The following is a 13864-nucleotide window of genomic DNA, read 5'->3' on the forward strand; positions in this document are numbered from 1 at the left end:
CGTCGCGATCACAAGCGCTGGTAGGCGTCGCGAATCCGCTTCAGCGAGTCTTCCCTGCTGAGAGCGCGCTTACCGGCTTCAGCATGGGCGAGGCCGTACTCCCGGACCATCATCGGATCGAAGATCAGCTGGGTCGACGTCACGGTTTCCTGCCACAGGAGCGTTGGCAGCTGCCCGCTGGGGAAGGTCATCAGGTAGAAGCTGGACCCTCCCATCGCGTGATGTCCGGTGGCTTCGAACGGGACGATCTGCAGCACCAGCGTCTCCCACAGGGCCTCGATCGATCGTTCCAGGTGCTTGAGCTGTTCGGCTAGGACATGCCGACCGCCGATCTGCTGGTACAGGGCAGCCTCGCTCATCACTGAGACGAGTTGTACCGGGGAGTCTCCGACGAGACGCTGCTGGCGGGCGAGCCTCGCGTTGAGACGGCGGTCTGCTTCGGCGAGCCGAACATTCGGGCTGCCGGATTCGATGACCGCCCGTGCGTAGTCTTTCGTTTGCAGCAGACCGTTGATCAGGTCGCTGTCGTACGTGTGCAGGCTGTCGGCGCCGTGCTCGAAGCCGAAGAACCGGATCATGTCCGTGTTGAAGATCGCGGTGTACTTGTTCCACCAGCCGCGACGTGTTGCGTCTTCGCGCAGGTTGCGGAGTTCTTCGGCCTCATCCTCCGCGAACTCGTAGATTTCGATCAGGATCTCCAGTCGGTCTGCTGAGAGATTCTTCTTCCCGCGCTCCACATCGGACAGGTAGGCAGCGGCGATGCCGATCTTCTTTGCGGCGCCTGCGCCGCTGAGTCCGGCTTCGTCTCTTTTGTTGCGCACGCGCAGTCCGAGTTCCCATGCCGCAACGGTTGGGGAGGTCGGTGCCATGGTTCTCCTTCCGTGTGATCCGCACGCACGAGATCAAACTCGATCGGTTGATACGACTGTGTAATTAACAAGGCGTGCCATATGGTCGGGGCAGGCGGTAACGATAGCAATACGCACTGTTACTGATCGGCGGTGGCCCTGGTCGTCCCTCCCCGGCCACGGGCTGGGGCCACTGCCTTCCCCCCTTCGATTTCCCTTGGGAGGCAACGTGTCCGACATCTTCCAGCCGCAGGGATTGATCGCCTACTGGCGGCCCGCCAGCGGGCTTCGGCACGGTTTGGAGCCCGATGAACTGCCACGGTCGGGTCAGGAGCGGGACACCTTGTGCGGGCTGAGCATCACCGTCGGTTCGCCGACCGAGCGCGATTGGCTCGATCCCACCTGTGAAACCTGTTGGAACGAAGCCAGATCCCGTCGCGACGCGGCATCCGGAGGTGCGCGATGAACCTGTTCGACCTCGTGCAGAACCCCAACGTCTACTTCATCGTCTTCGTAGTGTCCTCAATGGCAGTAGGAATTCTCGCACTCATACCCATACGAGGCGGCAACGGTCAGCACGCGGGCGCCGGGCCAGGCGCGGTGATGGTCTGGCAGCTCAGTGAGACCCTGGAAGCCGAGCGCACCGCCCGGACCACGCGTCCCCGTATCCCCGCAATTTCCATTGAAACTGCGGACCGTCCCGGGGATCCCACAGCTTCAAAACAAACTGTGGACGAACCCCCGCCCGAAAACGTGATCCGGTGGCCGGAGGAGCCGGTGGCGGAGTATGTGGGCCGCCACCGGCTCCTGTGGGACATCGACGAACACCCCCCGTGCCTCGTCGGCATCCAGCTGGGGCCGGATTTCCCCGGTCACGGGGGCTTGAGTCTTCTGGCCAGCTACAGCAACCCAAAAGACTCAAGGGCACTCAGTGGCGGAACGGTCCGGTGATCTCGTAGGTGTAGCCGTCGGAGAACTCGCCGGACGGGCCGTATTGCGAGGAGAAGTACATCCGGTCGCCCGCCGGGTTGAACGCCGGCCCGGTGAGCCCGGACGAGTCGTGCCCGTTCACCCTCAGCACCGGCGCCACCACGTCGTCCGGGGTGATGATGCAGACCTCCATGTTGTCGCCGTCCTCGGCGACGTAGAGGTCGCCGAAGGAACTCCCGGTCATGTTGTCGACGGCGCCCAGGCCCCCACCGCCGTCGTAGGCGAGCCCGAAGGTGTCGTCGGCGACGTTGAACTGCCACACGCGGGTGTCGCCGGTCGTGGTGAACCAGCACCGGTCGGAGGCGTAGTAGCAGCCCTCGCCGCCGTCGAAGTGCTTCGCGTCGTCGACCTGCTCGCGGGTCGGGGTGTCGCCCTCGTCCGGCGTCGGGTTCGGCACCTTCACCCAGCTGCCCTCGCCGGAGGTCTCCTCCCCGGCGACGAACACCTCCAGCAGTCCGCCCGCTCCCAGGTCGCCCCAGGTGTTCGGACGGAATCGGTAGAAGCAGCCGTCCGGTTCGTCCTCGGTCAGGTAGATGACCTTCCGATCCGGATCGCACGCCGCGGCTTCGTGGTTGAAGCTGCCCATCGCATCCCGCCGCACGGCTTCCTTGACGCCCCACGGGTCGGTCTCGAAGACGTACCCGTAGCTGACCTCCTCGCAGGAAAGCCAGGTGTTCCAAGGAGTTGCGCCGCCCGAGCAGTTGCGCCGGGTGTCTTCGAGGATCCGGTAGGCGTCGGTGACGTTGCCGCTGGCGTCGAACTTGATCGCCCCAACGCCACCGCCGGGCTCGACCTCGGAGTTCGACACGTAGATCCAACCGTCCCCGTCGACGAAGCACGCGCCGCCATCGGGCGCGTCGTGCCAGGTGTAGTCGGTGCCCGCGACCTTGTCGGAGGAGTGCGCGATGACGCGGCTGGTGAAGCCTTTCGGCAGCTCGATCCCGTTGTCATCCGCGCCCAGCAGCGGCCCGTAAGGACTCTCAGCAATCCGCCGAACCGGCCCGCCCACGGCGGCCCCGGTCCACAACCCACCGGTGAAAGCGGCAACCCCGCCACCGATCACGGCAGCCCGAAGAAAAGAACGACGCCGCACAACGACTCCCTTCAGTCCGTCGGCGGCGGACCCCCATCCTGACCGTCACTCACCGCGGAACGCCACCCATTGCCCCCGAACGGCCCAACACCGTCAACTTCTCGAGCAACCCTCGTTCGGGTGACGCCCATCCGTGTCTCGGGTTGCCTGGTACCGGGTAGTCCCGAGTCGGCACGGATAGGGGAAACGCGCGTCTTCACCCGGAGGTGGTCTGACATGAAGGCAGTCGTGTACCAGGAGCCGTTCTCGGTGGCAGTCGGCGAAGTGGACCGGCCGACGATCCAGCACCCCAACGACGTGATCGTGCGGGTCACCTCGACTGCCATCTGCGGCTCCGACCTGCACATGTACGAGGGCCGCACGGCCGCCGAGCCGGGCATCGTGTTCGGGCACGAGAACATGGGCATCATCGAGGAACTCGGTTCCGGGGTGACGAGCCTGAACCGCGGTGACCGCGTGGTGATGCCGTTCAACGTCGCCTGCGGGTTCTGCAAGAACTGCATGGCGGGCGACACCGGGTTCTGCCTGACCGTCAACCCGGGCTTCGCCGGTGGTGCCTACGGCTACGTCGCGATGGGGCCCTACACCGGTGGGCAGGCAGAGTACCTGCGGGTTCCCTTCGCCGACTTCAACTGCCTGAAGTTGCCCGCCGACGGCAGCCACGAGGCCGACTTCGTGCTGCTCGCCGACATCTTCCCGACCGGGTACCACGGCTGCGAGCTCGCGCAGGTCTCGCCGGGGGAGAGCGTCGTGGTGTACGGGGCCGGACCGGTCGGGTTGATGGCCGCCTACTCGGCGCTGCTGCGCGGGGCCGCGAGGGTGTTCAGCGTCGACCGGATTCCGGAGCGGCTGGCCAAGGCGGAGGAGATAGGTGCCATCCCGATCGACTTCTCGCAGGGCGACCCGGTTCAGATGATCAAGGACCAGACCGCCGGGGAGGGGACGGACAAGGGCATCGACGCGGTCGGTTACCAGGCGCAGGTCGGCGATGGCACCAAGGAGGAACCGGCCGTGGTGCTGAATTCGCTGATCGACACGGTCCGCCCGACCGGTCGGCTGGGAGTGCCGGGTCTGTACGTGCCGGCCGACCCCGGTGGTCCGACGGACGAGGCGAAGAAGGGCATGCTGCTGGTGTCGGTGGGGCGCATGTTCGAGAAGGGCCAGGTCATCGGGACCGGTCAGTGCAACGTCAAGCGCTACAACCGCCAGCTGCGCGACATGATCATCGCGGGCCGGGCCAAGCCGAGCTTCGTGGTGTCCCACGAGCTGTCCCTCTCCGACGCCCCGGACGCCTACCGCAAGTTCGACCAGAGGATCGAGGGTTACACCAAGGTCGTCCTCCATCCGTGAGCCGCGGGAGAGGGTGCCAATTTCTCGCGAAATTGACCACCGCCGAGCCAGGTCTGGCGTTTCCGCCAGGTGTGGCCCGTGAGCACTTTGTGGTGCTACGGCACCAGAAAGTGCTCACGGCCTAGCGGCTTCCCTCGGCCGGGTTAGCGGTCGAGGACCGTGCGCAGGGCGTTCTCCAGGTCGGCGGCGGAGCCGGGGCCTGGCTGCGCCAGGCGACGAAGCGGTCCGGGCGGACCAGGACGGCTCCGTCGGTGGGGACGCCGTACTTGCCGGTCCAGTCGCCGGACACCTCGCCGCCGAGCAGCTGTGCCCGCAGGCGGATCCCCAGGTCCTCGGCCAGCTTCTCGGCCACGCCGGCCCAGGACTCGGACTCGGTCAGCAGGACGAACTCCCGGCCGAACAGGTCGATGGTGGACCGCTCTCCGTCCGGTGTGGACAGTCGGACGTGCGGGGCGCGCGAGCCGGGGCGACCGGTCGGCTTGTACGGCTCCTCCAGGAGTTCGCCCTCGTCGCCCGGTTCCGCGACGACTGCGCCGTTGTGCCGGTAGCCGAACATCAGGATGTTCGCGTCCTCGATCGGCGGGGTGTCGTCCGGCCGCATCAGGTGCGGCATGCTGCGCACGATGGCGTTCATGTACTGGTTGTTCGCGATCAGCTCGCCCACCGGGCGCCGCTCGACGTCGTGGCTGTCCAGCAACCCAGGACCGGCTTCGCCCCGGAGCACCGCGGCGAGCTTCCACGCCAGGTAGAAGCCGTCGAGCATCGCGGTGTTGCCACCCATCCCGCCCTGTGGAGGCATGGTGTGCGCCGCGTCGCCGATCAGGTGCACCCGGCCGCTGGAGAACCGGTCCGCGACGTGCATGCCGGTGGTCGTGAAGTCGGCTTCGAGGACCTCCAGCTCCAGGTCGGGTACACCGACGACCATCCGGATCTGCTCGATGGCGCGCTCCTCGGGGAAGTCGGCCAGCCCTTCCCGCTCCGGGTCGTAAACGACGCCGACCACGAACTGGTCCGGGTGGTCGGTGCTGACCAGCACCCCCGAGCCCCCAGAGACCTGCGGGTTCACCACGTTGTAGAGGACTTGGCGGTCGCCCACGACGGACGTCAGATCGGTGCGGATCAGCCAGAGGATCGTGCTCTGCACGGTGCCGCGGCCGTGGGTGCCGATGCCCAGCTGCTCGCGGATCGGGCTGCGGTGACCGTCGGCGGCCACGAGGTAGTCGGCGTGCACCTCGCGGGTCCCGGCGGCGTCGCAGAGGACCGCGCGCACCCCGGATTCGTCCTGCTCGAACGACTCCAGCTTGGTGGAGAAGCAGATCTCGGCGCCCAGTTCGCGGGCGCGCTCGGCGAGGATGCGCTCCGCGTTGGCCTGGCTGGCGTCCGCCGAGCGAGCGGGCGTCAGCTCGTCGAGCGGCACGAAGGTGTCGTGCAGGATCTCGCGGAACACCGGGCCGCTCGCGCTTTCCGCTATTCGCAGCAGGAATCCCTGATCCCGCGGTGAGGCTTCGACCATGGCGTCGGCCAGCCCGGCGTAGCCCAGCGCTTCCATCGCGTCGTGCAGCTGGCCGCGTGCCTTCGGCTGGGTCGAGGTGCCCGAGCGGCGCTCGACCACCAGCGACGGAGTGCCGTGCATGCCGAGGAAAACGGCGGTCGACAGACCGGCCAGCCCGGCGCCGACGATCAGGACGGGAGTGCGTTCGGGCATTTCGGTGACCCCGCTTTGCGAACAGTGTTCGTGTGGCGAACACTGTTCTACACTCGAACAGTGTTCGCGTCAAGTACGGTGTTCGCGGCAAGAGCAGTGTTCTGATGTGGGGAGACCGATGTCCGTGCCCGTCCCGCCCTGGCGGCAGCGCGTTGAGCGCGAGCGGCCGGTGAAGCAGCCGTTGAGCCTGGAGCTGATCGTGCGCACCGCGCTCGACCTGCTCGACACCGAAGGACTCGACGCGGTCAGCATGCGCAAGGTCGCGCAGCGGCTCGGCACCGGTGCGGCCTCGCTGTACGCCTACGTCCGCAACAAGGACGAGCTGCACGAGCTGATGCTCGACCTGGTGATCGGCGAGCTCGCGCTGCCGGAACCCGACCCGGAGAAGTGGGAGGAGCAGATCAAGGAGCTGATCCGCCAGCAGGTCGCGGTGCTCAGCGCCCACCCCGGCATCGCCCAGGTCGTCATGCGCACCCCGGCGCCGACCGGTCCGAATGCGCTGGTCGTCAGCGAGACGATGATGACGGTCCTGCGCTCGGCCGGGATGCCGGATCGCGCGGTGGCCTTCGCGGCGGACATCCTCGCCCTCTACGGCACGGCGGTGGCCTTCGAGCGCACCGCGGACTTCGACCTCAGCGACGCCGAACGCCACGAGCGCTTCGCGCAGGTCGGGCAGTACCTCGCCGAGCTCCCGCCCGAGCGTTTCCCGACGATCACGGCTCTGCTCCCGGTCCTGATGGACGGCACCGACGACGAGCGCTTCGAGTTCGGCCTCGACCTCCTGGTCCGAGGCCTCGCCACCACCCAGACATGGCCCGGGTCAACGCAAACTCAATAATTGGAAATCGGACCCCTGATTTCCAATTATTGAAATCACGTGATCCATCCACAACCTCACCGACTTCTCCACAGGTCCCGGTGTGTCGGGGTCCGACACGCCGGTGCCGTGTCCGAGTGGATCTACAGTTTCAATTGAAACTGTGATCCGCCGTGGGTGGAATTTGCAGTTTCAATTGAAACTGTGGTCCCCGGGCCGGTGGAGGTATGGCGCCTGGTGATCGGTGGTTGACTTTGCGCAGCGGGTGGTTGCGACCGACGACACGTTGTCGAGCAGCTGCGACGTGGATCCGGTGGGCGGCCGTTACTGTTGTCGGTCATGGATGTTCGGGTCGTGGACCACCCCCTGGCGAAGGCAAGGCTGTCCACCATGCGTGACGCGCGCACCAACAGCGCCGCGTTCCGCGCCGCGTTGCAAGAGCTCACCCTGATGCTCATCTACGAGGCCACGCGGGAAGCCGAGGTGGCGGTGGAGCCGATCCACACCCCGGTGGCGCGCACCGACGGCTACCGGCTGGCGAACCCGCCGCTGCTGGTGCCGGTGCTGCGGGCCGGGCTGGGCATGGCCGACCAGGCGCACCGGCTGATCCCGGAGGCGCAGATGGGCTTCGTCGGCCTGGCGCGCGACGAGACCACCCTGCAGCCGACGCCGTACCTGGAGTCGCTGCCCGCCGACCTGTCCGGTCGCCCGGTGATGGTGCTCGACCCGATGCTGGCCACCGGTGGTTCGATGGTCCACACGATCCGGATCCTGGCTGACCGCGGCGCCACCGACGTCACGGCGATCTGCACCCTCGCGGCCCCGGAAGGCGTCCAGAAGCTGGAGGATTCCGGTCTCCCGGTGCGCATCGTGACCGCGAGCATCGACGAGCGCCTGAACGAGTCGGGCTACATCGTCCCGGGCCTCGGCGACGCGGGAGACCGCGAGTACGGCACGGTCTGACCCGTTCCCACATTTCCGCGGCAAAAGGATCCCGATTTCCCCGAAATCGGGATCCTTTCGCATTTCCCGGCTCATCACGCGGTGATGTGAACGGTGAAGGGCACCTTCAGGCCGTTCAACACCGTGGCGCGAAGCGCTTCCTCGGGGGTGGTCGGCTTGCCAAAAGGTGCCCTTCACCATGAAAAACCGGGGAGCAAGCGGGTTCGGCTGGACGGGCGATAGCTGGTCTAGACCTGATCAGAATATGGTCTATACCACATGAAGCGATCCCCCCGATGAAGCAGGAGTCGCCATGTTCAGCCGAAGACGACGGTTCCCGTTCCGACTCCCGGTGCTGCTCTCCGCGGTCCTCGCGCTGGGACTGCCGGTCCTGGCCTCCCCGGCGGACGCCACCGACACCCCCGCAGCCCCCCAACCGCAGGCCGCCGCCCGCAAGGTCGGCTACTTCACCCAGTGGTCGATCTACGATCGCAACTACTTCGTCAAGAACATCGACACCTCCGGCGCCGCAGGCCGGCTGACCCACCTCAACTACGCATTCGGCAACATCGACGCCTCCGGCCAGTGCTTCCAGGTCAACCAGGCCGGCGAGGGCGACGCCTGGGCCGACTACCAGCGCCGCTTCACCGCCGAGCAGAGCGTCAGCGGCCAGGCCGACGCCTACGACCAGCCGCTGGCCGGCAACCTCAACCAGCTCAAGCAGCTCAAGGACAAGTACCCGGACCTCAAGGTCTACATCTCCTTCGGCGGCTGGACCTGGTCGAAGAACTTCCACGCCGCGGCGGCAACCCCCGAATCGCGCGCCGCGCACGTGAAGTCCTGCATCGACATGTGGTTCCGCGGCAACCTGCCGCAGATCGGCGAGCCGCAGGGCGGTGAAGGCGTGGCCGCCGGAATCTTCGACGGCGTCGACCTGGACTGGGAGTGGCCCGCGTCCGAGGGCGGCCCCGGCAACGTCGTCGATCCGGCCGACAAGCAGAACTACACCGCGCTGCTGCAGGAGTGGCGCACCCAGCTCGACGCCGTCGGCCAGGAGCTCGGCAAGAACTACGACATCAGTGCCTTCCTGCCCGCCGACCCGGCCAAGATCGAGGCCGGCTACGAGGTGCCCAAGGTCTTCGACCTGCTCACCTTCGGCACCATCCAGGGTTACGACCTGCACGGCGCCTACGACCCGACGACCAACCACCAGTCGGCGATCCTCAGCCCGGACGGCGACCCGTCACCGGAGAAGTGGAGCATCGACCAGACGGTCAAGGCCTGGCGCGATGCCGGGGCACCGGACGACAAGATGGTGCTCGGCGTGCCGTTCTACGGGCGCGGCTGGACGGGCGTGACCAACGAGGACGACGGCCTGTTCCAGAACTCCACCGGCCCCGCGCCGGCCACCTACGAGGCCGGCATCGAGGACTACAAGGTGCTCAAGGCCAAGGCCGGCCAGTTCACCCTGCACCGCGACGACAAGGCCGGTTTCGCCTGGCTCTTCGACGGCACCACGTTCTGGACCTTCGACGACGCCACCGAGATCACCCGCAAGGTCGAGTACCTCAAGCAGCAGGGCCTCGGCGGTGCGATGGTCTGGTCGATGGACGGTGACACCCCGGACGGCGAGCTGGTGACCGCCCTCCACAACGCGCTCGGCTGACACCACGAGTTGTCGTGCTCGGTGTGGTGAGACCCGCCAGATCGGACACGACGCGCGCTGGCCCCGAAAGCAACCCCCCGTCGCTTCGGGGTCAGCGCATCCAGCCGACCATCCCGTTCGTCAGCGCCCGTTCGTAGCGGGCGCTGTCCGCGTTCCCGGCGAGCGCGGTTCCGAGCAGCTCCAGCGAGATCAGGCCGTGCACCAGCGACCAGGCGGCGAAGGTGATCTCGTCCGGATCGGCGTCGATGAGCACGCCCTGCTCGATGCCCCGCGCGACGACCTCCTGCAGCGGGCGCATGCTGCGCAGCGCGGTGGCCGCGGCCTCCTCGTCCGGGACGAAGTCGGGCACCGCTCGGCCGAACATGATCGAGTAGAAGTGCGGGTTGGCCAGCGCGCTCTCCCGGTAGGCCAGGCCGAGCGCGCACAGGTCCTCCACCGGTGATCCGGTGCGCGCCACCTGCTCCATTCGGTCGCCGAGCCGCCGGAAGCCCTCCACGTACAGCTCCCGCACCAGCCCCGGCTTGCCACCGAACAGCGAGTACACCGCGGTGGTGGAGGTGTCGACGTCCGCGGCCAGTCGTCGCAGGCTCAGTCCTTCAGGGCCTTGCGCGGACAGCAGCTCGCCCGCCCGGTCCAGCAACCGGGTACGCAGGGCGTCGTCGTGCGCTCGCGGTCTAGCCATTGACCGAAACTATCGCCTTCAACGAGTGGTATCAGCGCGATACCATCTAGCGCATGGCCATGACCCTGCGCCTCACCGAGGAAGAGAACCAGCGGCTCGCCGAGCTGGCGGCGGCCGAAGGTCGGTCCAAGCAGGAGGTCGTGCGCAGTGCGCTGGCCGAACGCTGGGCGCGGCAGCAGAAGGAGCAGCAGCTCGACGAGGTCGTGCAGCGGGTGCTGCCCCGCTATCGGGGCTTGCTGGACAAGCTCGGCAGCGCATGATCGACTATTGAGAACGTGATCGTTTACCTCGACACGTCGGACCTGCTCCTGCTCGCCACGGCGGTGACCGACGGCGACCTGATGGTGCGGGACGGCGGCCTGCTGGACGCGGCGGCGTACCGGCCGCACGCCGAGATGTTCGGCGTTCCGGCCTACGAGACGTTGTGGCTGAAGTCCGCCGCGCTGCTGGACTCGATCGTCCGCACCCGCCCGCTGGCCGAGGGCAACTGGCGGTTGGCGTGGGTGGCCGCGGTGGCGATGTGCGACCTCAACGGCTGGTGGGTGGAAGCCAGCGACGACGCGGCCCTGGACCTGGTCCGGGAGGTCGGTCGGGACCAGCGCGAGCTCACCGACGTCGCCGTTCTTCTGGAGTCCTGGGCGAAGCCGAAGGCTTGATCTCCGCATTCATGCCGGGGGAGCGGTATCTGAAACGCTCCAGAGCCCCGGTACTTCGAGAGAGTTCGGCCCGGACGAGCGGTGGCCCGGTCGGGATTTCCGGCCGGGCCACCGAGTTCCTGCTTCGGTTGGGGTGGTGGTCAGCCGACTGGGCCGCCTTGTAGCTTGCGCAGCGCGATCGGTGCGCCCGCCAGGTCTTCGTCGTTGCAGAGCAACTTCAGGTCGTAGTACGGGGCGCCTTCGCCGTCGTCGTAATCCAGGTGGACTGCGATCACGTCGACGGGCTCCCCCAGCCATTCCTGGGCTTCGCGGAGCCACTTGGCGGAACGCTCCAAAGCGGCCGGTAGGTCGTTGTCGCGGAACTCGACAGGTCGGTAGGGGACGCCCTGAACCTGATCGTGTGAACCAGGGGGCCGTGGAAGATCCACCGAGACGCCGGAATCGTCGAGTTCGAGTCGGATCGTTTCCTCACTCACTGTCGCAGCGTAACCCCTCCGGCCATGCAAATGCTGCTGGAGGCCCTGCATGGATGCACTGGGGTGGTCTGAACGGGGCAGTTGAGCGGGATTCGGTCGGTTACCGAGCGCGAGGAGGGGCGCCCCGAACATCGCACGTTGATGAGGGAAGGCGGGCTTTGCCCAGGGCGCCCCGGTCGTCAAGGGGCGCGCCCCGACGACACGATCAGGTTACTCGGCCAGCTCGGATCAAGATCAACTGGGGTTCTTCCGCTGCCCCACAAGCGAAAACGGCTCCATTGGGATCAAAGGATCCGTGAGCACTTCGGGTCGCTACGGCAGCCCAAAGCGCTCACGGGCACTGGCCAGGCAAAACAGGGAGTCCTGCGGATCAATCGACGTCCATGAGGCCGGCAGCGATGGTCGCGCCGAGTTCCCAGCAGGCCGCCAAGTCGGACTTCTCGGGCGTGCCCAGCACGGTGACCGGTTCAGCGACCTGCTGCCAGGAAAGTCCAGTCGTGATCGAGCGGATCGCGCGCTGCGCGCCTTCGACACCCTCGTTGCCGTGCACGTAGTAGCCGAACGGTCGGCCCGCGGTCGAATCCAGGCACGGGTAGTAGATCGTGTCGAAGAAGTGCTTGAGCGCGCCGCTGATGTAGCCGAGGTTCGCCGGGGTGCCCAGCAGGTAGCCGTCCGCCTCGAGCACGTCGGACGCGGTGGCGTTCAGCGCCGCGCGGCGCACCACCTCGACGCCCTCGATTTCGTCGGTCGTCGCGCCCTCGACGACCTTCTCGAACATCGCCTGCATGCCCGGCGACGGGGTGTGGTGCACGATCAGCAGGCGGGGCATTCAGTCTCCTCGCACGAGTTCGGAAACGGCGCGCTCCAGCGCGGCGAGCCGGCCCGCGGCGCGCTGCTTCGTCGTGGGCAGCGCATCGACCTGCTCGACGACTTGCAGGTAGCACTTGAGCTTCGGTTCGGTCCCGGACGGCCGGATGACCACGCGCAGACCTCCGGCGCCGGTGATCACCAGGGCATCGGTGTCCGGCAGCAGGTCCTGAACGTCCACAGTGGTCTCGGCGAGCCGAGCAGGTGGTGTTTCGCGAAGTCGCTGCATGATCCGCGGAATCACGCTCAGGTCCGAGACGCGAACGGAGATCTGCCCGGTCCGGTGCAGGCCGTGCGCGGTGGACAGTTCGTCGAGCAGTTCCGGGAGGCTGCGTCCGGCGGCCTTCAGCGTGGCGGCCAGATCGCTGGACAGCACCGCGGTGGAGATGCCGTCCTTGTCGCGCACGAAATCCGGGTCGACGCAGTGGCCGAGCGCTTCCTCGTAGGCGTAGATCAGTCCGGTGCCCACGCCGTCTCCTGCGCGCACCAGCCATTTGAACCCGGTCAGCGTCTCGTCGTAGCGGACGCCGAACTCCGCGGCGATGGAGCGCAGCATGGTCGCGGACACGATCGTCGTGGCCACCAGCGGATCCGGCGTCACCGATCGATCCAAAGTGGACAAGATGTGCCAGGCCAGCAGGACACCGGTCTCATCGCCGCGGAACATCCGCCAGGTGCCGTCCACCGGCACGCCCAGCGCGCACCGGTCGGCATCCGGGTCCAGTGCGATCGCCAGGTCCGCGTCGACCTCGGCGGCCAGCGCCAGCAACGCGTCCGTCGTCCCCGGCTCCTCGGGGTTCGGGAATCCGACGGCGGGGAAGTCCGGATCCGGCTCGGCTTGGGACGCGACGAGGTGCACGTCCTCGAAACCTGCGCGGCGCAACGCTTCCCGGAGTGGCTGCGCGCCGACGCCGTGCAGTGCGGTTGCCGCGATGCGCAGGCTGCGGGCGTCGCCGCGCGGCAAAGTCGCGACCCGGGTCAGGTAGTCGTCCAACGCGGACTCGTGGATCGTCCAGGTCTCCGCGCGGGGCACCGAATTCGCCGCTGGCGTCGCGGCCACCGCGGCCTCGATCTCGCCGTCGGTGGGGTTCACCAGGTGGATGCCGCCGCGCAGGTACAGCTTGTACCCGTTGTCCTGCGGCGGATTGTGCGAGGCGGTGATCTGAATGCCGGCGACCGCGTCCAACGCGCGCACCGCGTGCGCGACCACCGGTGTGGGCAGAGGTTCGGGCAGCAGCCGCACGTCGAAACCGGCTGCGGCCAGCACTCCGGCGGCATCGGTGGCGAAGTCCTCCGAACCGTGCCGCGCGTCCCGGCCGACGACTACGACGCCACCGCCGTAGCCGTGCCCGGTCAGCCACTCGGAGACCCCGGCGGTGGTGCGCACGACCACCGCGCGGTTCATGCCGTTCGCTCCGGCGCGGACCTCGGCGCGCAGACCGGCGGTGCCGAACTGCGGCATCCCAGACATCCGGTCCGCGAGCTCCGGCGAATCGGCGTCGACCAACTGCTGCAACTCCGCCTGCGTGCGCGGATCGACGTCCCCGGCGATCCACCGCCGAGCCGCCGCACGCACATCAGTCCCGGACCCAACCACCGATTCGCTCACGCGGCCTCCGATACACCCAGTCATGCCCAGCAAGGCGTCGTGAGTGCGTAGCAGTGTTCGAACACTGCTACTTCGGCGCATCAAAGATCAAAATCCCGGATCAAAGGCAGGCACTCAGGCCGCCGACTTCGCGGTCCACTGGTCCCAGCTGAGGAGCCAGTCG

General features: G+C 67.5%; 15 protein-coding genes. 8 read left to right on the top strand and 7 right to left on the bottom strand.

What is annotated here, in order from left to right; translation table 11 throughout:
* Positions 1–8: 8 nt before the first annotated feature.
* On the bottom strand, positions 9–869 hold the full coding sequence (locus tag ACWCO2_RS06335) for a DUF5753 domain-containing protein (RefSeq protein ID WP_450126650.1): 861 nt from the start codon (positions 867–869) through the stop codon (positions 9–11).
* Between the two features lie 208 nt (positions 870–1077).
* Between ACWCO2_RS06335 and ACWCO2_RS06340 the strand changes: the two genes are divergently transcribed.
* Together ACWCO2_RS06340 and ACWCO2_RS06345 are read left to right on the top strand one after the other, a co-directional pair.
* Positions 1078–1314, top strand: coding sequence for a zinc finger protein (locus ACWCO2_RS06340; protein ID WP_450126651.1), 237 nt, complete (start codon positions 1078–1080; stop codon positions 1312–1314).
* On the top strand, positions 1311–1799 hold the full coding sequence (locus ACWCO2_RS06345; RefSeq protein ID WP_450126652.1) for a hypothetical protein: 489 nt from the start codon (positions 1311–1313) through the stop codon (positions 1797–1799). Before ACWCO2_RS06340 ends, ACWCO2_RS06345 begins: the two co-directional genes overlap by 4 nt.
* Here ACWCO2_RS06345 and ACWCO2_RS06350 read toward each other — a convergent pair.
* Positions 1777–2931, bottom strand: a complete 1155-nt coding sequence (locus ACWCO2_RS06350; RefSeq protein WP_450126653.1) for an alkaline phosphatase PhoX — start codon at positions 2929–2931, stop codon at positions 1777–1779. The genes ACWCO2_RS06345 and ACWCO2_RS06350 overlap by 23 nt on opposite strands.
* A gap of 216 nt (positions 2932–3147) precedes the next feature.
* Between ACWCO2_RS06350 and ACWCO2_RS06355 the strand changes: the two genes are divergently transcribed.
* Entirely contained in the window at positions 3148–4281 is a 1134-nt protein-coding gene (locus tag ACWCO2_RS06355) for a glutathione-independent formaldehyde dehydrogenase (protein ID WP_450126654.1), read from the top strand.
* Positions 4282–4402: 121 nt separating this feature from the next.
* On the opposite strand, the gene ACWCO2_RS06360 is transcribed toward ACWCO2_RS06355, so the two are convergent.
* The gene (locus tag ACWCO2_RS06360) at positions 4403–5986 is read right to left on the bottom strand and encodes an FAD-dependent monooxygenase (RefSeq protein WP_450126655.1); all 1584 of its coding nucleotides are present in this window, start codon (positions 5984–5986) and stop codon (positions 4403–4405) included.
* 118 nt (positions 5987–6104) lie between these two features.
* Between ACWCO2_RS06360 and ACWCO2_RS06365 the strand changes: the two genes are divergently transcribed.
* From ACWCO2_RS06365 to ACWCO2_RS06375, 3 genes are all read left to right on the top strand, one after another.
* Positions 6105–6824: a TetR/AcrR family transcriptional regulator gene (locus tag ACWCO2_RS06365; RefSeq protein ID WP_450126656.1), complete on the top strand. Its 720-nt coding sequence runs from the start codon at positions 6105–6107 to the stop codon at positions 6822–6824.
* 318 nt (positions 6825–7142) lie between these two features.
* Positions 7143–7766 (top strand): uracil phosphoribosyltransferase, encoded by a 624-nt coding sequence (upp, locus tag ACWCO2_RS06370; protein ID WP_450126657.1) that lies wholly within the window; start codon positions 7143–7145, stop codon positions 7764–7766.
* A 292-nt stretch (positions 7767–8058) separates the two neighbouring features.
* A complete protein-coding gene (locus tag ACWCO2_RS06375; protein WP_450126658.1) occupies positions 8059–9411 on the top strand; it encodes a glycoside hydrolase family 18 protein in 1353 nt (450 codons plus the stop codon).
* Between the two features lie 91 nt (positions 9412–9502).
* Here the strand turns inward: ACWCO2_RS06375 and ACWCO2_RS06380 are convergent, their stop codons facing one another.
* Positions 9503–10093: a TetR/AcrR family transcriptional regulator gene (locus tag ACWCO2_RS06380; protein ID WP_450126659.1), complete on the bottom strand. Its 591-nt coding sequence runs from the start codon at positions 10091–10093 to the stop codon at positions 9503–9505.
* 53 nt (positions 10094–10146) lie between these two features.
* Between ACWCO2_RS06380 and ACWCO2_RS06385 the strand changes: the two genes are divergently transcribed.
* Together ACWCO2_RS06385 and ACWCO2_RS06390 are read left to right on the top strand one after the other, a co-directional pair.
* Entirely contained in the window at positions 10147–10353 is a 207-nt protein-coding gene (locus ACWCO2_RS06385; RefSeq protein ID WP_450126660.1) for a type II toxin-antitoxin system VapB family antitoxin, read from the top strand.
* A 15-nt stretch (positions 10354–10368) separates the two neighbouring features.
* Positions 10369–10749 carry a type II toxin-antitoxin system death-on-curing family toxin gene (locus ACWCO2_RS06390; RefSeq protein ID WP_450126661.1) on the top strand — a complete coding sequence of 127 codons (381 nt, stop codon included), beginning with the start codon at positions 10369–10371 and terminating at the stop codon, positions 10747–10749.
* Positions 10750–10889: 140 nt separating this feature from the next.
* Here the strand turns inward: ACWCO2_RS06390 and ACWCO2_RS06395 are convergent, their stop codons facing one another.
* The 3 genes from ACWCO2_RS06395 to ACWCO2_RS06405 form a co-directional block, all read right to left on the bottom strand.
* Positions 10890–11225 carry a hypothetical protein gene (locus ACWCO2_RS06395; RefSeq protein ID WP_450126662.1) on the bottom strand — a complete coding sequence of 112 codons (336 nt, stop codon included), beginning with the start codon at positions 11223–11225 and terminating at the stop codon, positions 10890–10892.
* Between the two features lie 370 nt (positions 11226–11595).
* A complete protein-coding gene (locus ACWCO2_RS06400; protein WP_450126663.1) occupies positions 11596–12054 on the bottom strand; it encodes a flavodoxin family protein in 459 nt (152 codons plus the stop codon).
* Positions 12055–13701 (bottom strand): phospho-sugar mutase, encoded by a 1647-nt coding sequence (locus ACWCO2_RS06405; protein WP_450126664.1) that lies wholly within the window; start codon positions 13699–13701, stop codon positions 12055–12057.
* Between the last annotated feature and the right edge of the window lie 163 nt (positions 13702–13864).

This window comes from Saccharopolyspora sp. NPDC002376 (genome assembly GCF_053593195.1).

Excerpts from the sequence above, each read along its gene's own strand:
- ACWCO2_RS06335 (WP_450126650.1), bottom strand. The coding sequence starts at position 869 with ATGGCACCGACCTCCCCAACCGTTGCGGCATGGGAACTCGGACTGCGC.
- ACWCO2_RS06345 (WP_450126652.1), top strand. The coding sequence starts at position 1,311 with ATGAACCTGTTCGACCTCGTGCAGAACCCCAACGTCTACTTCATCGTC.
- ACWCO2_RS06355 (WP_450126654.1), top strand. The coding sequence starts at position 3,148 with ATGAAGGCAGTCGTGTACCAGGAGCCGTTCTCGGTGGCAGTCGGCGAA.
- ACWCO2_RS06360 (WP_450126655.1), bottom strand. The coding sequence starts at position 5,986 with ATGCCCGAACGCACTCCCGTCCTGATCGTCGGCGCCGGGCTGGCCGGT.
- ACWCO2_RS06365 (WP_450126656.1), top strand. The coding sequence starts at position 6,105 with ATGTCCGTGCCCGTCCCGCCCTGGCGGCAGCGCGTTGAGCGCGAGCGG.
- upp (WP_450126657.1), top strand. The coding sequence starts at position 7,143 with ATGGATGTTCGGGTCGTGGACCACCCCCTGGCGAAGGCAAGGCTGTCC.
- ACWCO2_RS06375 (WP_450126658.1), top strand. The coding sequence starts at position 8,059 with ATGTTCAGCCGAAGACGACGGTTCCCGTTCCGACTCCCGGTGCTGCTC.
- ACWCO2_RS06380 (WP_450126659.1), bottom strand. The coding sequence starts at position 10,093 with ATGGCTAGACCGCGAGCGCACGACGACGCCCTGCGTACCCGGTTGCTG.
- ACWCO2_RS06385 (WP_450126660.1), top strand. The coding sequence starts at position 10,147 with ATGGCCATGACCCTGCGCCTCACCGAGGAAGAGAACCAGCGGCTCGCC.
- ACWCO2_RS06400 (WP_450126663.1), bottom strand. The coding sequence starts at position 12,054 with ATGCCCCGCCTGCTGATCGTGCACCACACCCCGTCGCCGGGCATGCAG.